The sequence below is a fragment of the Rhizobium sp. FY34 genome, from assembly GCF_005222845.1.
Lineage (GTDB): Bacteria > Pseudomonadota > Alphaproteobacteria > Rhizobiales > Rhizobiaceae > Neorhizobium.
Window position 1 is genome coordinate 43,908 of record NZ_STFZ01000036.1, and the last position, 25,260, is coordinate 69,167.

Annotated in this window: 22 protein-coding genes, 3 pseudogenes and 1 other annotated feature; of the genes and pseudogenes, 6 read left to right on the forward strand and 19 right to left on the reverse strand. The window is 57.2% G+C overall.

The features are described 5' to 3' along the window. Positions 1-287 precede the first annotated feature (287 nt). From E8M77_RS21395 to E8M77_RS21410, 4 genes are all read right to left on the reverse strand, one after another. Complete coding sequence (locus E8M77_RS21395) at positions 288-1,043, reverse strand: ATP-binding cassette domain-containing protein (RefSeq protein ID WP_137132652.1); 756 nt, start codon at positions 1,041-1,043, stop codon at positions 288-290. Further along, positions 1,040-1,990: an iron chelate uptake ABC transporter family permease subunit gene (locus E8M77_RS21400; protein ID WP_170975980.1), complete on the reverse strand. Its 951-nt coding sequence runs from the start codon at positions 1,988-1,990 to the stop codon at positions 1,040-1,042. The genes E8M77_RS21395 and E8M77_RS21400 overlap by 4 nt, the downstream gene beginning before the upstream one ends. A gap of 7 nt (positions 1,991-1,997) precedes the next feature. Beyond that, positions 1,998-2,942: an ABC transporter permease gene (locus E8M77_RS21405; RefSeq protein ID WP_170975979.1), complete on the reverse strand. Its 945-nt coding sequence runs from the start codon at positions 2,940-2,942 to the stop codon at positions 1,998-2,000. Positions 2,943-3,054: 112 nt separating this feature from the next. Continuing rightward, positions 3,055-3,972 (reverse strand): siderophore ABC transporter substrate-binding protein, encoded by a 918-nt coding sequence (locus E8M77_RS21410; RefSeq protein WP_137132654.1) that lies wholly within the window; start codon positions 3,970-3,972, stop codon positions 3,055-3,057. A 101-nt stretch (positions 3,973-4,073) separates the two neighbouring features. On the opposite strand from E8M77_RS21410, the gene E8M77_RS21415 reads away from it, so the two are divergent. Next, complete coding sequence (locus E8M77_RS21415; RefSeq protein WP_246659356.1) at positions 4,074-5,606, forward strand: glycosyl transferase family protein; 1,533 nt, start codon at positions 4,074-4,076, stop codon at positions 5,604-5,606. 82 nt (positions 5,607-5,688) lie between these two features. Here the strand turns inward: E8M77_RS21415 and E8M77_RS21420 are convergent, their stop codons facing one another. The 3 genes from E8M77_RS21420 to E8M77_RS21430 all read right to left on the reverse strand — a co-directional run bounded on the left by E8M77_RS21420 (position 5,689) and on the right by E8M77_RS21430 (position 9,687). Next, on the reverse strand, positions 5,689-7,947 hold the full coding sequence (locus tag E8M77_RS21420; protein ID WP_205910508.1) for a FepA family TonB-dependent siderophore receptor: 2,259 nt from the start codon (positions 7,945-7,947) through the stop codon (positions 5,689-5,691). Between the two features lie 138 nt (positions 7,948-8,085). Beyond that, positions 8,086-8,511, reverse strand: coding sequence for a hypothetical protein (locus tag E8M77_RS21425; RefSeq protein WP_137132655.1), 426 nt, complete (start codon positions 8,509-8,511; stop codon positions 8,086-8,088). 297 nt (positions 8,512-8,808) lie between these two features. Next, a complete protein-coding gene (locus E8M77_RS21430) occupies positions 8,809-9,687 on the reverse strand; it encodes a LysR family transcriptional regulator (protein WP_170975962.1) in 879 nt (292 codons plus the stop codon). Positions 9,688-9,803: 116 nt separating this feature from the next. Between E8M77_RS21430 and E8M77_RS21435 the strand changes: the two genes are divergently transcribed. Further along, complete coding sequence (locus E8M77_RS21435; RefSeq protein WP_137132657.1) at positions 9,804-10,811, forward strand: MBL fold metallo-hydrolase; 1,008 nt, start codon at positions 9,804-9,806, stop codon at positions 10,809-10,811. 78 nt (positions 10,812-10,889) lie between these two features. On the opposite strand, the pseudogene E8M77_RS21440 reads toward E8M77_RS21435, so the two are convergent. From E8M77_RS21440 to E8M77_RS21450, 3 genes and pseudogenes are all read right to left on the reverse strand, one after another. After that, positions 10,890-11,415 (reverse strand): annotated as a pseudogene (locus tag E8M77_RS21440) (MOFRL family protein); the annotation flags it as partial. Positions 11,416-11,625: 210 nt separating this feature from the next. Next, positions 11,626-11,724, reverse strand: a pseudogene (locus E8M77_RS24485) (plasmid maintenance toxin (PemK-like)); the annotation flags it as partial. Then, entirely contained in the window at positions 11,711-11,989 is a 279-nt protein-coding gene (locus E8M77_RS21450; RefSeq protein ID WP_137132658.1) for a type II toxin-antitoxin system Phd/YefM family antitoxin, read from the reverse strand. The pseudogene E8M77_RS24485 and the gene E8M77_RS21450, both read right to left, overlap by 14 nt. Positions 11,990-12,465: 476 nt before the next feature. Here E8M77_RS21450 and E8M77_RS24315 point away from each other — a divergent pair. Further along, positions 12,466-12,756 (forward strand): annotated as a pseudogene (locus E8M77_RS24315) (integrase); the annotation flags it as partial. Positions 12,757-12,788: 32 nt separating this feature from the next. Here the strand turns inward: E8M77_RS24315 and E8M77_RS21465 are convergent. Together E8M77_RS21465 and E8M77_RS21470 are read right to left on the reverse strand one after the other, a co-directional pair. Beyond that, positions 12,789-14,038, reverse strand: a protein-coding gene (locus tag E8M77_RS21465) for an IS3 family transposase (protein WP_246659357.1) whose coding sequence is annotated in 2 segments (ribosomal slippage) — positions 12,789-13,747 and positions 13,747-14,038 — 1,251 coding nt in all. Because the reading frame shifts where the segments join, the coding sequence is not laid out codon by codon here. Continuing rightward, positions 13,638-13,754: a sequence feature (AL1L pseudoknot), on the reverse strand. (Overlaps the previous gene by 117 nt.) A gap of 78 nt (positions 14,039-14,116) precedes the next feature. Then, on the reverse strand, positions 14,117-15,046 hold the full coding sequence (locus tag E8M77_RS21470; protein ID WP_246659358.1) for a LysR substrate-binding domain-containing protein: 930 nt from the start codon (positions 15,044-15,046) through the stop codon (positions 14,117-14,119). A 57-nt stretch (positions 15,047-15,103) separates the two neighbouring features. Between E8M77_RS21470 and E8M77_RS21475 the strand changes: the two genes are divergently transcribed. Next, complete coding sequence (locus E8M77_RS21475; RefSeq protein WP_137132660.1) at positions 15,104-16,339, forward strand: MFS transporter; 1,236 nt, start codon at positions 15,104-15,106, stop codon at positions 16,337-16,339. Here the strand turns inward: E8M77_RS21475 and E8M77_RS21480 are convergent. Together E8M77_RS21480 and E8M77_RS21485 are read right to left on the reverse strand one after the other, a co-directional pair. Continuing rightward, the gene (locus tag E8M77_RS21480; RefSeq protein ID WP_170975963.1) at positions 16,333-17,127 is read right to left on the reverse strand and encodes a GntR family transcriptional regulator; all 795 of its coding nucleotides are present in this window, start codon (positions 17,125-17,127) and stop codon (positions 16,333-16,335) included. The genes E8M77_RS21475 and E8M77_RS21480 overlap by 7 nt on opposite strands. Before the next feature lie 62 nt (positions 17,128-17,189). Then, entirely contained in the window at positions 17,190-17,873 is a 684-nt protein-coding gene (locus tag E8M77_RS21485; RefSeq protein ID WP_137132662.1) for a glutathione S-transferase family protein, read from the reverse strand. A gap of 202 nt (positions 17,874-18,075) precedes the next feature. Here E8M77_RS21485 and gcvA point away from each other — a divergent pair, with 202 nt between their 5' ends. Together gcvA and E8M77_RS21495 are read left to right on the forward strand one after the other, a co-directional pair. Next, positions 18,076-19,032, forward strand: a complete 957-nt coding sequence (gene gcvA / locus E8M77_RS21490; RefSeq protein WP_137132663.1) for a transcriptional regulator GcvA — start codon at positions 18,076-18,078, stop codon at positions 19,030-19,032. Between the two features lie 64 nt (positions 19,033-19,096). Beyond that, positions 19,097-20,128, forward strand: coding sequence for an IS630 family transposase (locus E8M77_RS21495; protein WP_137132664.1), 1,032 nt, complete (start codon positions 19,097-19,099; stop codon positions 20,126-20,128). 18 nt (positions 20,129-20,146) lie between these two features. Here the strand turns inward: E8M77_RS21495 and epsC are convergent, their stop codons facing one another. Genes epsC through E8M77_RS21520 form a run of 5 tightly spaced genes read right to left on the reverse strand, consistent with a single transcriptional unit; the run spans position 20,147 to position 25,249 of the window. After that, positions 20,147-20,986, reverse strand: coding sequence for a serine O-acetyltransferase EpsC (epsC, locus tag E8M77_RS21500; RefSeq protein ID WP_205910509.1), 840 nt, complete (start codon positions 20,984-20,986; stop codon positions 20,147-20,149). 53 nt (positions 20,987-21,039) lie between these two features. Beyond that, on the reverse strand, positions 21,040-22,068 hold the full coding sequence (locus E8M77_RS21505; protein WP_137132665.1) for an ABC transporter substrate-binding protein: 1,029 nt from the start codon (positions 22,066-22,068) through the stop codon (positions 21,040-21,042). 44 nt (positions 22,069-22,112) lie between these two features. Further along, positions 22,113-23,276 carry an FAD-dependent oxidoreductase gene (locus E8M77_RS21510; RefSeq protein ID WP_137132666.1) on the reverse strand — a complete coding sequence of 388 codons (1,164 nt, stop codon included), beginning with the start codon at positions 23,274-23,276 and terminating at the stop codon, positions 22,113-22,115. 4 nt (positions 23,277-23,280) lie between these two features. Continuing rightward, positions 23,281-24,888: a class I tRNA ligase family protein gene (locus E8M77_RS21515; protein ID WP_170975964.1), complete on the reverse strand. Its 1,608-nt coding sequence runs from the start codon at positions 24,886-24,888 to the stop codon at positions 23,281-23,283. Then, positions 24,881-25,249, reverse strand: coding sequence for a cupin domain-containing protein (locus E8M77_RS21520; protein WP_137132668.1), 369 nt, complete (start codon positions 25,247-25,249; stop codon positions 24,881-24,883). The genes E8M77_RS21515 and E8M77_RS21520 overlap by 8 nt, the downstream gene beginning before the upstream one ends. Positions 25,250-25,260 lie beyond the last annotated feature (11 nt).

Sequence of the window (25,260 nt, forward strand, 5' to 3'; positions counted from 1 at the left end):
AGTTAACAAAGTCTGAAATCCACCCCGTTCAGGGGATAATTGCGGCCTGTTAAAATCTTTGCGACAAGCCCGATGCAATTCTTTCTGCGACATGGTGATCAAAAAGGACATGACGACTCCGACCGCTCATGGTCTCGACCAAGCTCAAAGTCGTCATCCTTGCTCCCGACATTGGCATTGACCAGTGCATCAAGAGGCGAGACTGTCGCATCTCTAACTGGCCCGACTGTCGCATTACTAAATAGCCCTGGAGGTGACACAGCAAACCGTGCCGCAAGATGTCTCACTCAGTAGAATGTCGCGATCCGCTGCCCATCCAGATCGTGCACCTTGAACGGGCTCTGGTAGATTTCACCTAGCATTTCGGCCTCAATAATGTCGTTCACGCTCCCCTGCCGGAAGACACGGCCGTCACGCATGGCAACGATGTGATCGGCATAACAGGATGCGAAATTGATGTCGTGCAGGACAACGACGACGGTTTTGCCCAGATCGCGGCTGGCTTGTTTCAGCAGCGACATCATGGCGACGCTGTGTGGTATATCGAGGTTGTTGAGCGGCTCATCGAACAGCATGAAATCGGTGTCCTGACACAGGATCATGGCGACGAAGGCGCGCTGCCGCTGACCGCCCGACAGCTCGTCGAGATAACGATCGGCTAGGGGACTGAGCTTCAGATAGTCCAGTGCTTTGTCGATCTTTGTCTTGTCTGCGATTGTCAGCCGCCCCTTGGAGTAGGGATAGCGACCGAAGGCGACAAGATCTCCGACGGTCAGCCGCGCGGCCATGTGGTTGTCCTGCCTGAGGATCGAGAGCCGCCTTGCGAGCATCTCGCCTCTCGTCTGGAAAACATCAAGCCCGTCGAGATGAACCGTGCCAGCGTCAGGCAGCATCAGGCGCGCGATGATCGACAGGAGGGTGGACTTGCCCGCGCCGTTCGGCCCGATGATCGCCGTCAACCCGCCTTTAGCAAGCGTCAGACTGACATCGTCCAAAACCGTGCTGGCGCCATAGGCCTTGCTGAGACTGACGATCTCGATCATCGCGCAGGCCCCTTGCTCAGATAGAGGATGAAGAACAGCCCGCCCGCGAATTCGATCACGATGGCAAGCGCTGTGTTGTAACCTAGCGCGCGCTCGAGGACTGTCTGTCCGAACACGAGCGCTGTGAAGGCAATGAGGATAGCGGCCGGCAGCACATGCCGATGGGTCGCGACTGGCATCAGTAGATAGGCGAGGTTTGCCACCAGAAGCCCAAAGAAGGTGACGGGGCCGACCAGCGCCGTGGAAACGGAGACGAGCACCACGCAGAGCGACAGCATCAGGATCGATGTTCGCCGGTGATCAACACCGAGCGATATCGCAGCCTCACGCCCCAGCGCCATGACATCCAACCGATGCAGAAGCGGAAGGGCAAAGAGACTCGCCGCCAGGATCAGACCTGAGGATATCCCGAGAAGCGTCGGATCGATCGTGTTGAAACTGGCAAACAGCCTGTCCTGCAGGACGACGAAATCGCTGGGGTCGATGATCCTCTGCAGGAAACCGGCAGCACTACGAAAGAGGATGCCGAAGAATATGCCCACCAGCAGCAAAAGATGCAGGCTGCGTAGCCTGTCGGAGAACAGGAAACGGAACAGCAGCAGCGAGAAGCCGACCATCACCGATACCTCGACAGCAAACAGGAGCCGCGCATCGATGCCGGCGACGACATTGGCGCCGAGCAGGAAGACAAGCAGCGTCTGGAGGAAACCGAAGAGAGCATCGAAGCCCATGATTGACGGCGTCAGGATGCGGTTGTTGGTAATCGTCTGGAAGATGACGGTCGAAACGGCAACGGCATAAGCGACCAAAGTGAGCGCCAAAAGCTTCGTGCCGCGAAACGTCAGGATGAAGGACCAGTTGCCGCGAGCACCATAGGTCAGGAAAACCAGGCAACCCGCCAGCGCTGCTGCCAGCAGCAAGCCGAGAATGAACCGGGTGGATCTCAGTCTCTGGTCAGGCGACACGGGCGTTCTTTCTCAAGACCATCGCCAGCAAGACGATGCTGCCGAGGATGCCGAGCACAGTGCCGACAGGCACTTCATAGGGCGCGATGATGACCCGGCCGAATATGTCGCAGGCAAGCACGAGACCGGCACCGGCAAGCGCTGTGACGGGAAGACTGTGCCGCAGATTGTCTCCCATCGCCATGCTCACCAGATTGGGAACGATGAGACCGACGAACGGCACCATGCCCGCGGTGACGACAACCGATGCGGTGACCAGCGAGACGATCACCAGTCCAAACGCCAGCACACGCCGGTAGTTCAGCCCGACATTCTGCGCGAAGGCTTCCCCCATACCGGCAAGTGTGAAGCGGTCGGCAGCGACATAGGCCATGATTGCCAGTCCCAGCGCGCCCCAGAGTGTTTCGTAGCGTCCTCGCAGAATGGTAGAAAAATCGCCACTCACCCAGGCCCCCATGCTCTGCATCATGTCGAAGCGATAGGCGAAGAATGCCGTCACAGCGCTGATGATACCGCCGAGCATGATGCCGACCAGCGGCACCATCAGAACCGAACGCAACGGAATCTGACGCAGGATGAGCAGGAATATCGTCGTGCCGGCCAGCGAAAAGCCCGCCGCAACCAGCATCTTCGCCAGAACAGGCATGTCCGGCGCAACCAGCAGGACGACAAGCATGCCAAGGGCTGCCGATTCCACCGTTCCCACGGTAGAGGGCTCAACGAAGCGGTTGCGCGCCAGCATCTGCATAATGGTGCCGGCCACCGCCATGCTCGACCCCGCAAAGACGAGAGCGAGCGTGCGCGGCAAGCGGCTTGCGCTCAGCACCAGCCACTGGGCCTCGCTGATGTTGCCAGTTAGAATTGAGAGAGGCGAAATGGCGCTGACGCCGACAAAGAGGCTCACCACCCCCAGCACGCCAATCAGGATGCCCATCAGCACGAGGATCGCGGTCAGGCGTGGCAACACGAAGACGTCCGTTCTGAAAGTGGTTTGGCTGGACCAATCGATCCGACGCACCATCCGGTCAAGGCCAGCGGGCACGGTTTCATTTTCGGGCAAGCGCCGCTGTGATCTGATCCACCGAAGACTGGAGCGAGGACAAACCGGCACCGACGAGGTACCAGGATGCGGCGTCGAGGTAAACGACATGACCTTTCTGCCAGGCCGCCGCCTGGCGAACGATGTCGTTGTCGAGAAGCTTGGAAGCCGAAGCCCCCTGCTCGCCGATGGCGCCGTCGCGGTCGATGACAAAAAGCCAGTCGGGGTTCTTCTCAAGAATATATTCGAAGGAAACCGGCTGACCATGGTTGCCGGCGGCAATCTGTTCATCGGCCGGCTGGAAACCGTAATCGGTAAACAGCACGCCGAAGCGGGAGCCGCGGCCATAGGTGCTCATCTTGCCGCCTGTCGTCAGCACCAGCATCGCCTTGCCGGAAGATGACGCCTCAGTGCGCAGGGCAGCAGTCGAGGATTCCAGGCGGGCCAGTGCCGCGTCCGCCTCGGCCTGCTTGCCGAAAATCTCTCCAAGCTTGCGGACATTGCCCACCGCACTTTTCATGAAGGACTTGGGATCGGTGGTCAGATCAATCGTCGGGGCGATGGCGGCGAGTTCCGCATATTTCGGCGCCGCCCGCCCTGCCACGATGACCAAATCCGGCTGCAAGGCATTGACCGCTTCATAATCCGGCTCGAAGAGAGAACCGATCTTTGGCTTGTCCTTAAACTGCGACAGTGATTTCGGCATGTTGGCCTCAGGCACGCCGGCCACATCGACGCCGAGTGCGGCAAGCGTATCGAGCGCCGAGAGATCGAAGGTCAGCACCGTTTTCGGCGGTACGGCAAGCTCCGTTACGCCCTGCGCATGGGTGATCTTCAGCGGTTCGGCCATTGTCGGCGCTGCCCCGACGGTCGCAAGGAAAGCGCCCGCGAGTGCCGCGATGGAGAAACACCTGTGATGTCGCATGACGTCCCCTTTGCCGCCTCGATCGCAGGCGCGAATGGCCGACGGGACAAAGCATAAGTTGAGTTTTGCGGTCAGATATGTAACTGGACAGCATCAGGTCAATGAAGAAGTTTTTGACTCCTTCTAATTTGCTCCATGCGCAAAAGGCTTCGGGAGAGATGACGGTGGCGAAGGAAGAAGGTGCCCCAGTAACCAGCGCGACGAGGGACGAGGCCGTGCGCTTTCAACAACTGCGCCTCCTGGTGGCGCTGGACGCACTGCTGCGAGAAGCAAGCGTCAGCCGCGCTGCTGCGACACTGGGCCTTCAGACATCCTCGATGAGCCGGATGCTTGGCGAGTTGCGGGAGATCTACGGCGACCGCATCTTCATCCGCACCGGCCGCGGTATGTCGCCGACGCCGTTTGCCGAGTCCATCCGCCAGCGGATCCGCACCCTGGTGACGGAAACGGAAGCGCTGATGCTGAAGGATGGGGCGGCCCTTACCGCCAGTGCCGGGACCCTTGGGGACGGCTGGACGGGCAGGACACAGATGCCCATGGCGCCGCTCGCGGCCACCCGCAGCGACCGGCTCGACGCTTCGCCGACACCGGCAATCCTTGCCAGAAGGATCGCCTCCATCGGTGACAACGCCGCGCCGCAACGCCGGCTGGCAAAATACATCGCGATCACGTCGCCGGGCCCGGGCAAGAGCCGTCCAATGACTACAGAGGAGGCCCGCGATGCCTTCGCCATCGTCCTGAGCGGCGAGGCAGATCCCGTCCAGGTCGGCGCGCTGCTTATGACGATTCAATATCGCGGCGTCACGACGGCAGAGCTTGCAGGTTTCGTTCAGGCGATCCGGGGCCGTATCCCGCCGGTGCCGGACGCAATCGGGCGTCCCGATCTCGACTGGCCGGCCTATGTGTCGGCGAGCTGGCGTCATCCCCCCTGGTTCATTCACGCCGCACGGCTCGTCGCCTCCGGCGGGCACAAGGTGCTGATCCACGGCTTTTTCGGCAATGGCGAGGAAAGCGGCAAACTGGAGCTTGCCGCCGCCGATGCCGGTATCCGGGTATGCCTATCGGTGGCCGAGGCGGCGCAGGCGCTTTCGCAGACCAACCTGGCCTATGTGCCGATCGGGGCGCTCTTGCCGCAGATGCAGAGCCTGCTTGGCCTTTATCCACTGTTTGAAACGCGCACACCGGTTCATGCCTTGCCCCACCTCGTCAACCCGATGGCAGCACCCTGCATCGTGCTGGGCGCAGCCCAGATGTCGCGACGGGATCTTTATCGAGATGTCGCACGGCAGCTCGGAGAAGAGGATGTGACGATCCTGGGATCGGTGCGCGATTTTGCACAGTTCACCCCGCTGAAAGCGACGCCGCTCTATCGCATCGTAGAGGGGCAGTCCGAGGATGTGATCGTCCCGGCCCAGCGCGACGTCAGCCAGATTGCGACACCGCCGATCCTGTCACAGCGGGAATATTGGCGGGCCGTGTGGACCGGTGCTGCCCGGGACGAATATGCCGAGGCAACGATCGTCAAAACCGCCGCTGCCGCCCTGCTCTGCTTGGCAAAGGACCGGGCCGTGTCCTTCGAGTCCGCACTGGAGCATGCGGTTCACCTCTGGCAGAAACGCGACCGCCACGGCTGACCTTCAGGTCACGCCGCAACGGTACCGTTTTCCGCCTGTGCGGAGCGAGTGCTAGGGAGGAGTGCCCGGGTCGGCGCTGCGATCAAAAACGGGCTGCAAGCGAGACGTAGAAGGAGCGGCCGGGCTCGTTGTAGGTGTTTGCCCCTGCATTATTGCCGCTGCCTTCGCGATAGACGCGCTCGTTGAAGACGTTGTTTATGCCAGCCGTCATGCGATAGGTCTCGTTTATCTCGTAGGAAGCGCCAAGATTGACCAGCGTATAGGGTTTGCGGGGTTCCGGGTTGTCGACCACGGAACCATTGAAGGATCGTGCGGTGGGCGACTGCGTTTCACCGTAATGGGTGGCAGACAGGATCAGCGTGACATCCTCGCGCGCCTTCCATTCGAGCGAAGTGTTGATCGTATAGTCCGGCACCAGCGACAGCGGCTGGCCGTCGCTCTTGTTTTCCGACTGGATCATATAGGTGAAGTTAGTCGCCCAGGTCAGCTTTTCATGCAGGGGCACGGACACATTGCCTTCCAGGCCGGAGACGACGGCCTCGGGCACGTTATCCCACTGGTAGACGTTGACGGCCGCGGTGCTCAAGCCTGCGACGGCGATGGTCGAGGGCGAAATCCGGTTGCGGTAATCGTTATGAAAATAGGTGAGACCCGCATTCCAGCCGAGGTCGTCGTTGTAGGAGATACCAATCTCCTTGTTGATGCTGGTTTCCGGCTCAAGGTTTTCGTTGCCGATGATGTAGCAGCCGCCGGTGGTTCTCACGGCGCAACCATTGCCGTTTGAAAACAGGATATATTCGGGGTTCTGCTGAAAGAGGTTCGGCGCCTTGAAGGCCCTTGCGATGCCGGCCTTCAAAATAATGGTCTCTGTGACGGTGTAGGACGCGTTGAGGCTTGGGCTTAAGTTCGAGCCGAAGGCGCTGTGCTGATCGAACCGAAGTCCAGGCGTCAACGTGAAGTCGTCGGTAACGGAAATGTTATCTTCGGCATAAAGGCCGATCAACCAGTCGCTGCTGTCGGGGTCGAGGTTGCGGGGGATGGCCGGAATTGTCGGATAGGAAACGCTGCTGGAGCCTGGCTGAGCCGCAGAGACCGGATCATGCATCCATTCGCCGCGATACTCCGTGCCGATCGTCAGCTTCTGCTCGAAGAGGGTATCGAGCGGCAGGATCCATTCGCTTTTGGCCGTCAATGTGTCGAGCTCAATGGTGCTATTGGTGAGGTCACCGGAAATCGAGCCCTCGCTGCCGCCGGCCAGCGTTTCCGCAAGGCGGGTGTTGCGCGTGCGCTCCCACTGGATGTAGCTGGTCGATTCGCCGAAATCGTAGGTGCCGCGATGGGTGGCCGCAAGCGACCCGCGTTTCAGGCTGTTGGTTTCCTCCCCCACCAGCGAAGACAGGCGGGCCGCATTCGCGCCGGTCGCAGCGTTCTGAGAATCTCCTGCAAAAAGGTTGCCCTGGCGGCTATAGGCGGCCTCGATGTCGATGGCGTGGTCATCAGTCGGTTCGAAGGTGAGGACACCGCGAATGTCCCGGTTGACGACGCCCTCGCGCCCCGCCGGCGGGTTTGCCTGTGCTGCGGCGGAAGCTGCGGCATTGATGTCCGCCGCGTCGTTCTGGGTTCGGCTGTAGTTGCCCATCAGACGGAAGGAGGTCGTTTCGTTGATTGGTCCGCCTACCAGGAAGTTGCCGCGAACGGTGTGGCCTTCCTTGGAGTCCTGCGGAACGTTCACGTAGGTCGAGGCGGAGCCAGAAAGCGTCTCCGGCTTCTTCGTGATGATGTTGACGACACCGCCGGCCGCGCCCGACCCGTAGCGGGCTGCGGCCGGTCCACGGATGACCTCGATGCGCTCTATGGCTTCCGCCGGAACCCAGTTGCTGTCACCGCGCGAATCCCGCTCCCCGCCGCGCCCCATGCGCACCGAGTTGCGCGACAGCACCGGCTTGCCGTCGATCAGGATCAGCGTGTTTTCCGGCCCCATGCCGCGCAGGTCGATCTGGCGCTGGTTGCCGCGCTGCCCGGATGCGCTGGTGCCGGTCAGGTTGGCGCCGGGCATCCGGCGGATGATTTCCGAGATGTCGTTGGTCACGGGCCGCTGCTCCAGGTCGCTTGCCGTGATGGTCGACACGCCGGGCATCTGCTTCAACTGCTGTTCGGCCGAGAGGATAAAAACCGTATCCAGCACAATCCCCTCTTCCTCGCCAGTACCCTGTTCCTGGGCCTGCGCGGCGGTAGACGCGAGCGAAAGGACCGCACTTAAAACCACCGAAGCGCGCCCGACACCTCGACCCGAGCAACGCCCCATCCGCCGCCCGGCATGCCCTGAAATCGGCCTCGTCATCCGCACCACCCCATAATGTTGACTAGTTAAGTCAGCTAATAGGGTCCCACTTGGAAGGCTTCAACGGGGATGTTTTAGAACCGTTAGAAATTGCATGAAACGCAATTGGCACGTTTCAGGCACTGCCCCAGGTGCCAATCAGCATCGCGAGGAACCGCTCCGCGATGGCCGTTTCAGCGCCGTGACGCTGCCGGAATGAAGATGCTGCACCTCATCCAGATCATCCTCGTCATTGGTGGATGCACCGGCAAGATAATCAAGCTCGCGAGATTGACCATTGATCTTATCGAGTTGCTCGAGCGTTGAGCCCATCTGCGCGCGCAGCATCTCTCCATCCTCATGTGCTGCACCGATCAAGGCGCGCAGCGACCAAGCCCGCAGCCTCTGCTTGGTGGCGGACGATTCCAGCAGTCCTGAGACGAGATCGCCGGCGAAACGTCCACGCACAACCTGCTGCTGCGCTTCGGTCGCGATCTGGCGGTTCAAAAGCCCCTGCGCGACGATCAGCACGGCAAGCGCTGCAAACGCCGCCACAAGCCGTATCGCAAAATCAAACCGCCTCATCGCCACCGTCCCGCCTGTTGTCAAACCCTGCCTGCCGGGATTTGCCACTGCCCTTATCACGGCCGGACCTTGCCGCAGCAGTAACACCAGCCAGCACCATGCATAGGGGGCAGTTTATGGTATTTATCCGGTCCCGCCGTCATTTCTGCCATCGAACGGATATAGAGGGTGTTGGCGGTTGAGTATCAGTCGTGTCTGCTATTCAGGCAGGGGACCGGCGGCAGGATCTGCCGGACCCGCATCCGCAGGGTCGAACGGACCGTCAACCATGTCCAGGGGCCGATGTCAGGAGCCATGTCAGGCGGTCTCAAAGGCCGCCTTCAGGGTCTGGGCGATCAGGTGTGTCATCGGCCCGGCCATCTTTTCGTTGCCGAAGGTCAGGACCAGAGGCACGAGGCGCGTTCTGTTTGCCACCTCCACCTCTCGAAGACACCCGGACGCCAGATCGTCGGCGACCAGATGGCGCGGCAGCCGTGCATGGCAAAGACCGCTGCGCACCGCCTCACGAGCCGCTTCCAGCGTGTTGACATGAACATGCTCGCCCTTGAACGCCGAGCCGGACGCCGCATCGCCCGTATTGGCAACGATGGCAATCGGGTGGCGTGAAAGCAGCGTGTCGGTGAGCGGCATCCGGTAGGCATGAAGCGGATGATCGACGCGGGCAACGGCAACCAGTTCGATATTTTGCAGAAAGAAGGCATATTGGGACCGATTGTCCCAGAAGGTGACCGCCAGATCATAGGTCTCCGGCGCGATATCTTCGAGGGACTGACGGACCTGTTCCGTGACGAAGATCTCGGCGGAGGCACCGGTCTGGCGGAATGCCGACAGGCCCTTGAAGATGATGGCGCGCGGGGCAATGCTGTCATAGGTCAGCCGCACACGCGCCTCGCGTCCGCTGGCAAACATGCGTCCGCGCTCCTCCAGCCGTGACATTTCCTCGATCAGCGACGTGGCTTCCGCCAGCAGATGCTCGCCCGCCGGCGTCAGCACTGCGCGGCGCCCGTCAAGGCGCAGCAGGTCCACACCCAACCGTTCCTGCAGCCGGGCAATGGCGTAACTGACGGAGGACTGGCTGCGGTTGAGCTGTTGAGCCGCCTTGGCAAAACTGCCGGCCTGCACTGCCGCGCGCAGGACCGCCCATTGCTGCAGTTCGGTGGAAGGCAATTTGAACATCATCGGATTTTTAGATGAAATCAACTCGAAGTTCGAGCTTTTTGTCTCAGACCTTCGACCATAAAATCAAACCACCGATGGAAAATACGCATCACCTTGTGGACAAGGATACTGACATGAAGAAAATCGCACTCTCCCTGATCTCCCTTCTGGCGCCGCTACCGGCCATGGCTGCAGCCCAGACACCGGAAGCGCTTGCACAACAGGGGATGAAAGCGGGCGATGCCTATCCGGGACTTGCCAATGTCTGCGATCTATCCAAACCGTTGATGACTGCGGGGCAACGCCCCGCTTCGGCCGAGCGCACAAATGGCTCACAGCAGCGGCCGCGCCCCGAGCGGCCTGAAAACGCCTCGACCGCCGAACCGGCGAAGGTCTTCGAGAACCTTTATTTCGTCGGCACGCGAAGCGTGACAAGCTGGGTCGTGAAGACCTCCGAGGGGCTGATCGTTATCGATGCGCTCAACAACGACCGCGAATCCAAGAGCTATATCGAAGGTGGCCTGCAAAAGCTGCGGCTCGATCCCAAAGACATCAAATACCTGATCATCACCCATGCCCATGGCGACCATTACGGTGGCCAGCAATATCTGGTCGACACCTACAAACCCAAGGTCATCATGAGCGAGCAGGATTGGCAGGAGCTTGAAAAGCCCGACCAGCAGTTCTTCAATCCGCGCTGGGGCAAACCGCCGGTGCGCGATGTCTCCATCAAGGATGGCGACACGATCACGCTGGGCGACACCACGCTCAAGCTTTACGTGACCCCCGGCCATACGCCCGGCACGCTTTCGCTGATCCTGCCGGTGATGGATGGAGCGGAAAAACATGAGGCCGCCCTCTGGGGCGGCACCGGGCTGAACTTCGGCCCGAACGCGGCACGGCTTGAAGAATATTCGCAGTCGGCCAAACGCTTCCGTGACCTTGCAGCCGAGGCCGGCGTGGATGTCTTCCTGTCGAATCATCCGACACGCGACGGCGCTCTCGATAATATTGCCAGGCTGAAGGAACGTGCGGCCGGTGGCCAGCATCCCTTCGTGACCGGCGAAAAGGCGCTGGGTGCGTTGGAACTTCTGGAGGATTGTGCGCTGGCACAGGCTCAGAAGATCCGCGGCACCCCCTGACAAACGTTCTGGCGGTCGCATTACTGGCCGCCTGAACCGATCACTGCGTCACGGGATGGCTGACCATTCGGCGCGCCGTCAGCCAATCACGATCGCCCGGAAATCGTTGACATTGGTGCCCGTCGGGCCGGTGACGAAAAGGTCACCGATCGCTTCGAAACCCGTGTAACTGTCATTGCGTGCCAGCACCTGGCGTGCGTCATGGCCTGCAGCGCGCAACCGCTGCACCGTCGTGCCATCGGCAAAGGCACCGGCATGGGTGCCGGAGCCATCGATCCCATCCGTGTCGGCGGCCAGTGCCGACACCGCGCAGCCATCAATGCCGAGCGCAAAGGCAAGCGCAAATTCGCTGTTGCGTCCACCCCTGCCGCCCTTGCCCCGGATGGTCACCGTGGTCTCGCCCCCAGACAGCAACACGGCGGGTTTACGGAACGGCTGGTCCTTCAGCAAAACTTCGGACGCGGCGCATCGGCAGACGGTGAGTTCAAATGCGCGATCATCGTGGGCGGCAGTCGAGGCGGTAGTTCTCGATGATAGCGAGCGCGTCATGGCGGGTCGTTGCATCAGAAACCGTGGGGCCGGAGACCACGAAAGCCTGGTTGTCAGTATCCCTTATCGAGCGTGATGGATCTGACGGCTCTGAAGGCTCAAAGTCGCAGTACATCACGGCGAAGATCAGAGCTGGACGGCGGAGCTTGAAGGCGAGCAACAGGATGACGAGCTACTCAATCGCTTCGAGCGGTGGCCTTGTGACGTTGGATTCTGGCGAGCTCGACAAACCGGCGCTTCACCTCTTCAAAGAATGCCAGGGGTAGCGATCCTTATCCCCCTCCTCCCTTCCGTCCAGATGCTGCCAATGCCAGAGATAGGAATAGCGAAAGACCCAGCCGACCTTGGGTTCAATCGGCAGCATTCTTTTCCATCAGCAGTTCAGTATTGAGATGATCCAGGCCCGTCTCCATAGTCGATGCATCGGTGCCGGCAAGCTCGTCGTCACTGATCGCAGCCGTCAGATCGACACGACGGTCCCGCTTGGCAAGACGAAGGTAATCCTCATAGGCCATGAGCACCGTGCGCGGCCGGCCGTTCTTGGTGATGATGACCGGCTCTCGCACGGCCGCATCCTGGTAAGAACCGAAATTCTTCGAAACCGCAGCTGCTGTCACAATCGACGTCATGGCAGATCTCCTTTGTTCCGGAATATACGGGCTTTCCGGAACTTTTGCAAATCTGCTGCTAGAACTGTAGGAATGCGATGATACGGAAGCGGTCAACCTCCAATTCAACCTGTGATACAGTCTTGCGGCGCGTGAAAGAACCCGACACCATCGCCGCTGTGCTCCTCCATATAACGCCACGACGAACTGGCCGCGCTTCTGACAGATCAGGATTTTGAGACGTTCCGTAATCTTGTCAACGAGGGCGTGTGCGCCACCCGCAGAGATAAACCCGATCGCAGCTTGGCGCAGGAGCGCCGCGGAACTAGGGAAGGCCGCCAGCCGTCGCAGTGAGCACGGAGCGTGCATCTATGCAATCGCATGCAGTCGACAGGTGCGGATTATGCTCACATTTCTGCCTAAACCACACAGGCTGTCATTACTCCTTTACGTCCGGTAATGTTGCTTTATCGGACATCTTTATCTTTATATAGAGAATGGCCCAAATCATCGAGCAGAACACCGAAATTCACGTCGAGGAGACCTCAGCGCCGTCTCTCAGCACGGCGCCCGGGTATGATGTTTCCGCGCCGGGGGTGTCAGGCGAAAGCCCCCTCCCCTCTCTCGTCGTCGAGGATCAGACGCCCGCCCATCTCGCAGGCCTCGCCGATCGCGCAAGGGGTTACGTCGAGGCGGCGAGTTCGGCAAATACCCGCAAGGCTTACGCCTCGGACTGGAAGCATTTTGCTGCCTGGTGTCGGCGGTCCAACCTGGCTCCCCTTGAACCGCCCCGAGTTTTCCGGAGACCGTTTGGTTTAAGTTATGCGGCCATGGCCGTTGCGTCCAGCATGGCGTAGTATCGTTCTTCTGCCTCGGCGGGTGGAATGTTTCCGATTGGCTCCAGAAGACGCCGGTTGTTGAACCAGTCGACCCATTCGAGTGTGGCGAACTCCACGGCTTCGAAGTTTCGCCATGGTCCTTTCCGATGGATGACCTCGGCCTTGTATAGGCCGTTGATTGTTTCGGCGAGAGCGTTGTCGTAGGAATCGCCGACGCTCCCGACGGAAGGTTCAATGCCTGCCTCCGCCAGCCGCTCGGAATACTTGATCGACACGTATTGCACGCCCCTGTCGGAATGGTGAATGAGCCCGCCGCGTTTGACGGGCCGCCGATCATGAAGCGCCTGGTCGAGGGCATCGAGCACAAAGCCCGCATGGGCAGTCCGGCTTGCCCGCCAACCGACGATACGGCGGGCGAAGGCATCAATCACGAAGGCCACGTAAACGAAGCCCTGCCAGGTCGCGACATAGGTGAAATCGGATAACCACAGCATGTTCGGCGCGGGAGCCTTGAAGTGGCGATTGACGCGGTCAAGCGGGCATGGAGCAGACTTGTCCGATATAGTGGTTTTGACTGGCTTGCCGCGAATGATGCCTTGAAGACCCATCATTCTCATTCTCATTCTCATTCTCATGAGCCGTGCGACGGTGCATCGGGCGATGTCGAAGCCTTCTCGCTGTAACTGCCGCCAGACCTTCCGCACGCCATACACCTGGAAGTTCTCGTTGAACACCCGGCGTATCTCGACCTTCATGGCCATGTCGCGCCGGGCGCGGGCCGACAGGCGCCCCACATCCGTGCGCTTGGCAACGACCTCATAATAGGTGGACGGGGCAATCGGCAGCAGTCTGCAGATTGGCTCGACCCCGAGCACCGAGCGGTGTTCGTCGATGAAGGAAATCATCGCTTCAGTGGGCGGTCGAGCTCCGCCATCGCAAAATATGCTGACGCCTTGCGCAAAATCTCGTTGGCCTGATGAAGTTCGCGGTTCTCCCGTTCCAGAGCCTTCATCTTCTCCGCCACGTCACGCGGCAAACCTGCACGCTTGCCGCGGTCGACCTCGGCCTTCTTCACCCATTCATGCAGGGTATGCGCCGAGCAACCGATCTTGGCGGCTATCGATGATACCGCCGCCCAACGGGAGGGATGATCGGCTTCATGTTCCATCACCATTCGAACGGCGCGCGCGCGGACTTCAGGGGAGAATTTGTTTGTCGTCTTGCTTGTCATAGACCCTACTTCTCACGAGTTGGGGTCTCCGGCAAACTCGGCGCGGTTCAGACCGACTGGGCTATGTATGGCCGTAATTTAGCTCAGTTGTGCTTGAGGTTTGGCTTCCGCGACAAGCCATTCAACAAAATGCCGCACACTTGGTCGCTGTAATGCCTCCGCTGTGCTGACGGCATAATAGGCGAAACGTGTTGGCCATTTTGTATCGATAGGCGAAACAAGCCTCCCCGAACGCACCTCGTCACTTGCGTAAACGTTGCGCACGAGTGCAAGCCCCTGACCGGCCACGGCCGCCCTGACCATAAGATGGTCGTCGGAGAACGATGGGCCTTTCAGATCAAGAGGCGCTTCTACTTCCAGAGCCTCGAACCATAGCCTCCAGTCGGCACGGTCCATATCATGCAATAGCGGAAGTCCGAGACAATCGGCCGGAGTCACCACGGGTGATCTTGAACGCAACAGTTCAGGGCTTGCAACGACGATCATCTCGGGGGCCATAAGCCAGGCGACTTCGAGACCTGGATAGATACCGAGCCCATGCCTGATAGCGACATCGATCGGCTCGCGCTTCAAATCCACAACACGACTGCCCGTTTCCATCGCAATCTCAATATCAGGATGAAGCCGCGAAAAATCCGAAAGACGAGGCACAAGCCAATTCGCAGCAAATGACCCCATCGTGCTGATCCTGATCCTCCTTGAGGAGGGGCTTTCCAGCTTTCTGACCACCTCCTCAATAGCCTGGAAGGGGCCATCTACAGCGCTAAAGAGAGATCTTCCTGCGGAGTTGAGCTCCACCCCCGCCTGCGTTCGCGTGAACAGGCGATAACCTACATAATCTTCCAGCTCCCTGATGCGTTGGCTGATCGCGCCCGGCGTCAGCGCCATGCTGGCTGCGGCGTCCCGCATGCGGCCGGATCGGGCGACGATAACGAACGTCTGAAGGAGGGGGAGGGAGATACGCATGGTTTGGTATTTAGCACGGCTAAACACGAATGCGAAATTCATCGTTTGCCCACGCAATACTTTTCAGCAATTTTCGAGTGAACAAACACGGAGACATGCATGAGCCATAATAGATCAAAATCATCAGTCCTGCAGTGGCTGGTTGTAACGTTTGGCTTTCTAGCTCTCGCACTCGCATTTTCTGCCCGTGCCACGCTTGGGCTGGTCATGCCAATCTGGGAGCAGGAACTAGGCTGGTCTCGAAGTTTCGTTTCTGGATCTGCTGCAACGGCTCTATTGGTAATGGCAACAGTTGCTCCCTTCGCAGGACATTTCATCGATCGACATGGTGTGCGGCTGACGTTGGCGCTCGGGCTTTTCCTTGTCGGAGTTGGATGCCTAATCGTCTCGTCGACCAGCAACGCAATAATCTTTCTCATCGCTTTTAGTGCCATTTCTGCGACTGGCTATGGAATTGTTGCAACCCATATCGTCTCCACCGCAGTTGCTCGGCTCTTTGACCGGAACAGGGGGCTTGCGACAGGGATAGCGACTTCCGGAGCGACAGGCGGACAGTTTCTTATCGTACCCCTCATTGCTGTCGTGTTGACGACGTTTAGTTGGCGATGGAGCTTCCTCGCAATTGGGATCGGTTGTCTCGCTCTGATACCTATTTTATGGTGGACGCTCACTGAAAAGGGAGATTCTGCGATAGCGCCCTCCGATTGCGAACCGACTCCTTCAATTTGGGTCGATGTCTCCGCTGTCATCAGGAAACCGGCATTTCACATTCTTTTCTGGAGCTTTTTGCTCTGCGGATTCACTACGGCAGGCGTCATCGAAACGCACCTTTTGCCTTATGCCTCGTTCTGCGGTTTTGGTCCCGTTCCAAGTGCTACCGCGTATGGCGTGCTATCGGCGGTCAATATGCTCGGTATGATCGGAGCGGGGTGGTTAGCTGATCGCATGAACAGAATTGTGCTTCTCGGCTCGATATACCTGCTCCGGGGAGTGACGTTTATTGTCCTTATCAACGTCGGTGCTGACTATGAAATGCTGGTTGTCTTTGCACTGATGTTTGGAGCGGTCGACTACGCGACTGTCCCGGTTACCGCCAGTCTAGTGGCTAGCCACCTCGGCTTGCGTGTTATGGGGTTATCGATGGGAATGATTTCGGCAGGCCACTCTCTCGGCGCCGCCGCGGGTGCTTTTTCGGGGGGCTACATTTTCGATCTCACGATGGGATATGATTGGGTGTGGATCACTTCGATTGTGCTGGCGGTGGGAGCTGGGTGCATAGTATTTCTATTGAAAAATAACCCGCAAGATGCGACCGTTAGGGAAGCAGGTCATTGACTGATATCTCTCAGAAACACGTGAGAGCTTTCCGACGCAAGGGAACGCGCGTTTCCCTCTTTAGCTAAGTCGTCCAAACGCGCAATTTTTCGTGTAAACTGGCTTTTCAGGTTAGCAATTGCTTTGTCAGCTCTACTGTTCTTAAGTTCCTCCAATAGTTCCAACATGTCACCGACAATAAATTCCAGATTCCCCTGGATCTCAAGGTCAATAGCCCTCACGAATCTGGTCTGAGAGTTGAAATTCCTGACGTGATCAATAATGACGTCGTTACAAGACCAATAGGAAATGTGCTCAAAAATCGTCTCAATAACATGACAATAACTGCTTACGCTGCGGTCAGGATGGCATTTTGATTCCGCCTGCAAATGTACACGAGCATGTACGAGCACAAGCTCGTCTTCTCGTTTCATGAGAACAGGCTTTCTCTCTAGCGACTGCTTTAGGAGAAGAAACGCCAACTCATACCAGGACTGCATCTCCCTGCTCGACAGGATTTTGGCGAAAAAACCCTTGTTGGGTGTGGCAGTTACAAGTCGTTCGGCGTGAAGCCGCGTTAGTGCCTCTCGCAGCGGCGTTGCGCTGGTTGCCAGTTTTTCGACTAATTCCCCTATGTGGAGTTGCTGGCCCGGGCGAAACTTGTAGTGGATCAGCATCCACTTCAGGCGGAGGTAAACATTATTGGCCTTACCAGTATCGTAATGCCTACGTTGGAAATCTCTGCCAAAGTTTTCGAGCGCGCCTGATAGGGCTCCCCTGTTGGTCCCTGCGGTCTCGTGTTCTTCCATTTCGATTCCTGCCCTCCTGCGATGCAACTCTTGTAGGCGAAAAGGTACCGGCATCGGCTCGGCTATGTTGGCGACATCAAGTCCAGCGGGGCCGTCCAGCTTCGAACGGTTTGGATGCGTGCGAGCCAATTCGCCACACCTTCCCATTCGTTCAGATCGAGTTTTGCTTGCCATGCCAAGAAGAGGTAGCCACAACAGGCGATATCGGCGATGGTGAAGCGATCACCTATGAGAAACTCCTTTCTGCCGTCCGAGAACTCTGAATTCAAGCGGTCGAGATCGTCTCTAGCTCTACTCTCGTAGTAAGCTTCCAGTTCTGGTGCAGCGATGCCAAGCCTTCTGATGTGACGCAGGTTGGAAAGGCTAAAACCTATTCTATTCGCCTCCCAGAATAGCCACTGTTCAATTTCGGAGTGATCGCGTTCATTTTCTCCGGCAAAACGATGAAGCAGTCGAGCGAGGTAGAGGAGGATCGCATTTGACTGGCATATTGCAACCTCACCATGCAATAGCACTGGAACTTCGCCGAACTTTGTGATTTGTCGAAACTTGTCGGGGCGATCGTCACGCTCGATGTCTAGATTTACGTGAAAGTACTCATACTCAACCTCCGCGAGCATAAGCATGAGCGCGATCTTATATGAGTGACCCGAGTTACGGTTGCCAAATAAGGTGAAGCGCTTTCCGTGGTCTATCCGTGAAGCTACCCAATCGATTTGTGAATTGGCATCATATATTCGCGACATTTGCACCCTCTGCTTCGGTGGTACTCCGGAACTGCAATTTGCGTTGTTGGCGCATCCACCGACACGGGTTATCGCCGACGAACCACCAGTGGATCTTCAAATGGTCAAATTGACATAATGGTCGTGAGACGAGCGCGTCTGCTAACCGGTAGTTAGCTATACACGTGTACGTAGTCGCCCAAAATGCTGTACAGTTATCAACATGGTTGCGCAGAACGCGCAAACCAGAAATCATGACCCAAACATTAGTAAAACTATTTCGGATATGCCAAAAAAAGTTCCACCGCTTATGTCTCTCCGAGCTTTTGTGATGGCCGGCCGATACGAAAGTTTCAAAATCGCGGCCGAGGCTCTCAACATCAGCCCAGGGGCAATTAGTCAGCACGTAAAAAACCTTGAAGATGCACTGGGGACCAAGCTCTTCGAGCGGTCGAATCGGATGGTAAGGCTCACGACGAAAGGAGCTGACTATCTCCAGCGAGTGCAAGTCGCCTTCGATATCATTAACGTGGCAACAAAAGCAGTCACGGACGATGCCTCAAAAGGTTTGATCGTCGTCAGCACCATGCCATCCTTTGCCGCCCAGTGGCTCGTTCCGCGCCTTGGGAGGTTTCAGGAGCGAAATCCCACTATCGATGTACATGTCGACACGACTACACGGCTGGTCCGTTTTGATAGAGATCGCGTCGATGTAGCGATCCGCCACGGCCTGGGTAACTACGATGGACTCTATAGTGAGCGCCTTTTCGCAATAGAGATGGTCATGGTTTGCAGCCCTGGGCTCTTGGGCGGCAGAGGAAGGATAAAGGGTTTTGATGACCTGACGAGATTTCAGCTGCTGCATGAGGAGGAGAGGACGGACTGGTCCCTGTGGTTGCGCGCCAACGGTGCCACCGACATCGACAGTTCCCGTGGTCCAAGCTTCAGCGATGAAACATCCCTCGTACAAGCCGCGATAGCCGGTCAAGGAATTGCACTGGTGCGAGATATTTTAGTGGAAACTCATATTGCTGACGGCCGTTTAATAAAGCCAATGAACGTTGATTGGCCTACTCAATTTGCCTATTACTGCGTATGTCCCGAAGGGGCGCGGAGCAATACGAAGATTGCGGCTTTTCGTACGTGGCTTTTCGATGAAGTCCACGGCATGAAGCGGTGAAGGGGTATTATAGATCCGGCACGAATATATTATGATTTTTGCTTGTTAAGTGTTATGATTTGGGATGGAAACCGATACACGCACGCTCTCGAATTCTGCCTTGCATGAGAGGCGCCGACAGGTGATCCGGCTTTGGAAGGCGGGTCACAAGGTGATGAAGATCGTTGAATTGTCGGGGCTGACCTGGCCGACGGTTCGCAAGGTCATTGATCGTTATGAAGCGGGAGGTGCGCACAGCCTAAAGCCAAAGGAACGTGGCCTGTCATCTGGGGATGGCCGCAGCCTGAGCGTCGAACAAGAGGCCAATATCCGCAAGCTGATCTGCGACAAGCGCCTGGAGCAGTTGAAGATGGAGTTTGCGCTTTGGACGCGAGGTGCTGTGCAGATTCTGATCCAGCAAGAATGCGGTGTTGCGCTGAAGATCCGGGCGGTTGGCAACTATCTCAAGCGCTGGGGTTTTTCTCCACGGAAACCAATCCGCCGGGCCTATGAACAAAAGCCAGAGGCGGTGAAGGCTTGGCTGGATGAGGCCTATCCGGCGATTGAGGCGCGGGCGCGGGCCGAAGGCGGGGAAATCCATTGGGGAGACGAGACGGCAGTCGTCAACACCGATGTTCGCGGCCGCTCCTATGCCCCAAAGGGCGAAACGCCTGTCACCTATGCGCCTGGCAGCCGGCAGAAACTGTCGATGATCTCGACGGTGACCAATCAGGGCAAAGCCCGCTGGATGATTATTGAAGATAACTTCGGCGCGGACCGGCTGATCGAATTCCTTGAAGCACTCATCAAAGACGCGGACCGCAAGATCTTTCTCATCCTCGACAATCTACGTGCGCATCACTCGAAACTGGTCAAGGCATGGCTTGAGGCACGCAAGGACCAGATCGAAATATTCTATCTGCCGAGCTATTCGCCGAAACTGAACCCGGATGAGCGCCTCAACGCAGATCTCAAACACGCCATCGGCTCGGCTGTACCGGTCAGGACCAAGGCCAGACTCAAGGCAGCAACGGAAAGCCATATGAGCAAACTCGCGGCCAACCCCAACAAAGTCAAAGCCTTCTTCAACGATCCGCGCTGCAAATATGCCGCGTAGAAATATCACCGTGCCGGATCAATAGATCACCCAATCAAACTGGTCGTGGTCGGCGCCGGAAGAACATTCTGCTCTGGAAGCCAAATCCCTCCGAACTGGCTTGGCCGGGGTACCCACCACGGTGGTGTACGGTGTTACAGACTTGATCACGACACTCCCAGCGCCAACCCGCGCGCCATAACCGATATCAATATTGCCGAGAATGATGGCACCAGCACCAACAATCGCTCCTCGCCGAATTTTCGGATGCCGATCGCCACGGTCATTCCCGGTAGCGCCGAGGGTGACATTGTGAAGCAGAGAGACGTCGTCTTCCACAACAGCTGTCTCACCAATCACCAAACCAATAGCGTGGTCGATAAAGATTCCTTTCCCAAACTTGACTGCCGGATGAATGTCGGTCCCTGAGACCTGGCAAATCCGATCATATAAATGGACGGCTAAATCTCTCTGCGCATGCTCCCATAGATGGTTACTGATGCGTTGGGCCTGGAGAGCATGAAATCCCTTGAAATAGAGGAACGGTGACAGGTAATTCCCGAACGCGGCGTTCCGACTCCTGTAGGCCATCAGGTCTGCCGCACCCGCTTGGACTAGCCGGGAATCGAGGCGGTGAGCTTCGTCCACAATCTCACTTAACTGAAGCGGGGGCAATGTGTCGCCAGAGAACCTGGCAACCAGTTGCGCCCTAAGTGCATGCTGAAAGCATCCAAAATCAAGGATCGATCGGTCAATGAAACCGGCGAGCTTGGGTTCACAAGTTTTGAGCCGGCATGCCTCTTTAAGAAGGGCGCCCCAGATTTCTTGCTCGCTATTCGAATAGGAATTTGCGTTCGTAGGCGCCGGCGACGACATCATTTCGATCTTCTTCCTTTATTAGAAATGAGAATTCAGCGTGTCCGGTCTACCGATTATTTTGTAATTTCGGCAATCGTACTGAATTTCTCGCCCCGAAATGCCCACAGGGAGAACGAGATTTCCTTGTTGTCGCCATCTATTGAGAAGGATACCCTGCCCATGGCTGTTTTCCATTCGCGAGTAGCCAGTGCCCTCGACAGGCTGGGTCCCGCGCGACCTCTTTCTGTTACGGCGCGGACTGCTATTTCGACAGCAGCAACAGTCTCCAGGAAAAATGGTGGTGTATGCCCCACGTTCCGATTATGCGCTCCGGTCGAAAAGTCAGATTTGGCGTTCAAGTCGTGTGTTTTTGCCGCCGGAGCGACGCCGAATAGTCGGTGACGACAACGCGCTGGAACAAGATCCGCGATTTTTGGATGAACACCGTCATCCACAATAAAGATGAGCTCGTTAGATACGATCGCGGACCGTTCCTTGACCCGATTGACGACACTCTCGAAATGGCCCACGATAATACAGCAATCCGCTGTTTCCGCGTCCGTGACCAACATTAGGCCAGAGGCAAAATCAATCGCACGTCGAATCGCCGCGCCAAGGATTTTTCCGTATCTTGAATCATCGATCAGTAAGTGAATTCGGCCATTCCCAATTGCGGCGTGGATAGCGTTCACGAGTGCAGAAGCCAGTTGGCTATTGGGCGCGCATAGCCGAAATGTATCAGGCCAGCGATCTCGCCCGACCGGACGTTCTGTAAGTCTATCGTCGCTTGAGGCAGGCAGAATTAGAGGGATGCCGCACGCCCTGTAGTGCGCACGGGCAGCGTTTGCGGCGCTTGAGGAATAGTGTCCGACGACGATACTTACCTGCTGCGCGATGAGATATTGAGCAGCGTTCATGCCTCCGAAGCGGGACATGGAATCAGATATCCATATTAGCGAAATACGATTGCGGATTGCCATCGGCTGCATTGTCATTGCCGAATGAACTGCGTTGAAAACGGTTCTGGTGTGGATAGAAAGTGGCCTTCCGAAGGCCGCTGTTACTCCGATCTTTAATGCCCCAATGCCATCAATGCGTTTCATTGCGACCTCATACTATTTCGCGCCATCTACACGCCGGTCTCGCTTTAGTTGAGGGCAGGGGCCTGCGCGTACTCGCCCAACCCATGCTTAACCATTTCTCGCAAAACCGCTGACTGCGGCGGACCGACCAAATTTTCCGCTATCACTGCCGCAACAAAAGGGGCAGTTTTATAACCTCGGCCAGAGAAGCCCGCAGCTATGAACAGTTCCTTAAAACCGGGGACTACGCCCACCACCGGGCGGCCGCTGATCGTATAGCCATCGATCCCGCAAACTCCGTCTGCTACTGTCGTTGCGTCGAGGCATTGGGCGATCTTTGCTCCACGCATATGAGCATCTTCGGCCTGATCAGATGTTGATTGGATTACCTCATGAGGATCCGTGACCCACCTGTCCAAGTTTGCTCCCACCATGTAAGCGCCTGAGCTTAACGGTCGAACATATGTGACATTCAGTTCGTCGACGACCGTGTGACTGATGGGCATCCCACCATTGTTGCTAACGAGCGTGGGCACGCCGATCGCGCGGGGACGGATACGCTGATCATCTCGCAAAATAATTCCGCTTTTTATCAATACGGCATCTGTTGCTGCTCCTGCACTCAACACAGCTTTCCCCCCAAAGAGGATGCGTTTGTTTGTGACTATACGGACGCCATCGGGATCAGGCTGAACCGATTGTACGGTCTCGTTCGTGCAGGCAATTACCCCTCGGAGATATGCGGCATTCGACAAGCTTTCAGCTGTTCTGCGCGGCTCCCCATAGCCCCCCTTCGCTTCGAGGACTGCTCCAGCCCACTCGCCTTCTTTCAGCCATCCAAATAGGGACCTTATCGCATTCTTCTCGATGAACTTGACCGGATAGGCTCGTGAGTCCAGTTGTTCGGCAAGACCACGGGCTGCGATTACGTCATGATCATTGAGCAGGTAGACAAATCCGCAGGGGACGTACCCTGCGGAACCAGGCATCCCGTATTTGCCCCAGTTTTTGAAGATCGACATTCCGTGCTTCGCACAGCGCGCCACGTGAACATCTCGGTCGAACACTCGTAGAATTCCGCCCGAGACAGATGTCGCACCGCCTGCACCTGGTTCACTGCGCTCGATCAGCACTACCTTTGCCCCCGCATCAGCACAAAACCAGGCTATTGCGCTGCCTACTATTCCGCCGCCGATTACTGCAATGTCGAACGTGTCGCCTTCGCTCATGTCTCTAGGCTGCCTTCACTGCAGCTTCGAATGTGCTCTTGAACCTCTTGATTATGTCAGGCCCTATCTCTTGAATCGTGGGGGAGGGCTCTCCAACTTGTTCTGAACTGGGGACCGTCAGGGATCCCCCATTCAACAGCCATGCAACGCCCCATTTATTGGGAAGGCGTAGAAACGCCGCCAGTGCTGATGATAATGATGGCTGGATCGCAGTTGCCATCAAACTGTAGATGCTCAAAACGGTCCTTAATTGCCTTGGATCGGTGGAATCGAGAAGGCCTATAAGATCAACGAGAACCGCCCCTTGAACATTCATCGAAAAACTCTCGACCGAGCTTGCCTTCATAAAGCGCTGACGCAAAGATTCGAGCGTTCCTCCGAATTCATCCTGGAACGCCTCTCCGCTAAGCGGTTCTTCGTTTTTGCCGTCCCGCACAGATGCAATTGCATTCATCAATCGGGATGCCAATAAGTCATTTATCGTCAGGCGGAACTCATCAAGATCGAAGTCTTGCTCGGTGGTCTCCGGTGCACGCAAGGCCAGGTAAAAGCGGGCGCTGTCAGACTCGATGTTGTCGAGAAACTCGCTGGCCCAAATGGCGACTCCTCTGCTGGTGGAGAAGTCATGCCCATGAAGGCTTAAAAATTGATTGGTGAAAATATTCCCAACAGTCGGCGCCACCGGCAGATGTGCGAGCATAATCGGATATGCGACGGCATGGCTGTACGCGCAGTCAATCCCCACAAAATGTATCAAGCGTGTCTCTTTATCGCGCCAGTATTTGGAGAACAGAGCTTCCTCTCCAAGCTTGAGTGCCCATTCCTGCGACGCGGCGCAATATCCCGCTATTCCTCCAAACCAAGTGTGAAGTGTCGCAGCCGGATCATCGGGGACCCGCGGCCCCCAATCGTGTGGGCGCGATATCGCCCATGGTAAGATCGGTTCATCAAGAACCAACGATGTGAAATCGCGTAGCGCCGGCCTAAATGGAGCTCTCCGATAAAGTTCTTGCAAGACCGCCCGGTTTTTCTCGACGTCCAGGAAAAGTTGATTGACTTCTACCCATCCCATCGGCTGACCGTCCACGATGCAGCGAACATCGCGCATTCGGGCAAGATCGGGCGGCATGGCACAGCCTTCGCATTGGCTGGTATCCGTGGGGTCTCCACAGTTCGGGCATGTTCCACGGGCAAAGGCTTCATAGCCCCAGAGCTGAAGCTCTTGCGAAAACGGCACCTCCGTTCTCTGAGAAAACAACGTCCCGGCACTCTTCAATGCAAGATAGAACGAGCTCAATGTCTCAAGGTAGTGATCGCCGAGGCCTAGGGTATGCATAAAATGGTCAGGCTCAATCCGAGCCTTAGCAAGTGTCCGGGCCATTAGAGGACCGTATTGCCGTGCTACGGCTTCAGGCGGCCTGTTTTCTCCCCGTGCCTTACGAACGACATAGCTTTGGTAATCGTCCGAATATGAAACGTAGTGCACGTCGTCGCCGAGCAATCTCCGGATGCGTGTGAATACGTCTGACGCAAGGTACGGCCCGGCGAGATGACCCAAATGAAGATCGCCATTTGATGTTGGTGGGGCACAAGTCACGATCAACTTAGCCATTATAAGGAACCTCCTCATTGACATACTTGGACGCCAGGTCTGCGTCCCACCAGATGCTCATCATCTGAAAATCGTCGTCGTAGGAATTCTCGATGTGATGCTCCACTGCTGCAGGGATCGCGATGAAGTCGCCTTTTTGAATTTCATAGACGTGGTCACCAACGACGACGCGCGCTCTTCCCTCCACGCCGATGAATAACTCACGATCGGGGTGGGCGTGGCGTGTTGTATGTGTGTTCGGGCGCACAATGCACCAGGCGCCTTCGAATGGAGCCTTCAGTGCTTCCCATGGAACCAAGCGTTTGGCATCAAGCCCATATTCGTGCTTCAGGCTATTCCAGTTCATTGCATTCAAAACCATGGCAGGGTCCC

Bases quoted from the DNA above. Each gene is read 5' to 3' on its own strand.
- E8M77_RS21395 (WP_137132652.1), bottom strand. From the start codon at position 1,043: ATGATCGAGATCGTCAGTCTCAGCAAGGCCTATGGCGCCAGCACGGTT.
- E8M77_RS21405 (WP_170975979.1), bottom strand. From the start codon at position 2,942: ATGGGCATCCTGATTGGCGTGCTGGGGGTGGTGAGCCTCTTTGTCGGC.
- E8M77_RS21410 (WP_137132654.1), bottom strand. From the start codon at position 3,972: ATGCGACATCACAGGTGTTTCTCCATCGCGGCACTCGCGGGCGCTTTC.
- E8M77_RS21415 (WP_246659356.1), top strand. From the start codon at position 4,074: ATGAAGAAGTTTTTGACTCCTTCTAATTTGCTCCATGCGCAAAAGGCT.
- E8M77_RS21420 (WP_205910508.1), bottom strand. From the start codon at position 7,947: ATGACGAGGCCGATTTCAGGGCATGCCGGGCGGCGGATGGGGCGTTGC.
- E8M77_RS21425 (WP_137132655.1), bottom strand. From the start codon at position 8,511: ATGAGGCGGTTTGATTTTGCGATACGGCTTGTGGCGGCGTTTGCAGCG.
- E8M77_RS21430 (WP_170975962.1), bottom strand. From the start codon at position 9,687: ATGTTCAAATTGCCTTCCACCGAACTGCAGCAATGGGCGGTCCTGCGC.
- E8M77_RS21435 (WP_137132657.1), top strand. From the start codon at position 9,804: ATGAAGAAAATCGCACTCTCCCTGATCTCCCTTCTGGCGCCGCTACCG.
- E8M77_RS21450 (WP_137132658.1), bottom strand. From the start codon at position 11,989: ATGACGTCGATTGTGACAGCAGCTGCGGTTTCGAAGAATTTCGGTTCT.
- E8M77_RS21470 (WP_246659358.1), bottom strand. From the start codon at position 15,046: ATGAATTTCGCATTCGTGTTTAGCCGTGCTAAATACCAAACCATGCGT.
- E8M77_RS21475 (WP_137132660.1), top strand. From the start codon at position 15,104: ATGAGCCATAATAGATCAAAATCATCAGTCCTGCAGTGGCTGGTTGTA.
- E8M77_RS21480 (WP_170975963.1), bottom strand. From the start codon at position 17,127: ATGGAAGAACACGAGACCGCAGGGACCAACAGGGGAGCCCTATCAGGC.
- E8M77_RS21485 (WP_137132662.1), bottom strand. From the start codon at position 17,873: ATGTCGCGAATATATGATGCCAATTCACAAATCGATTGGGTAGCTTCA.
- gcvA (WP_137132663.1), top strand. From the start codon at position 18,076: ATGGTTGCGCAGAACGCGCAAACCAGAAATCATGACCCAAACATTAGT.
- E8M77_RS21495 (WP_137132664.1), top strand. From the start codon at position 19,097: ATGGAAACCGATACACGCACGCTCTCGAATTCTGCCTTGCATGAGAGG.
- epsC (WP_205910509.1), bottom strand. From the start codon at position 20,986: ATGATGTCGTCGCCGGCGCCTACGAACGCAAATTCCTATTCGAATAGC.
- E8M77_RS21505 (WP_137132665.1), bottom strand. From the start codon at position 22,068: ATGAAACGCATTGATGGCATTGGGGCATTAAAGATCGGAGTAACAGCG.
- E8M77_RS21510 (WP_137132666.1), bottom strand. From the start codon at position 23,276: ATGAGCGAAGGCGACACGTTCGACATTGCAGTAATCGGCGGCGGAATA.
- E8M77_RS21515 (WP_170975964.1), bottom strand. From the start codon at position 24,888: ATGGCTAAGTTGATCGTGACTTGTGCCCCACCAACATCAAATGGCGAT.
- E8M77_RS21520 (WP_137132668.1), bottom strand. From the start codon at position 25,249: ATGGTTTTGAATGCAATGAACTGGAATAGCCTGAAGCACGAATATGGG.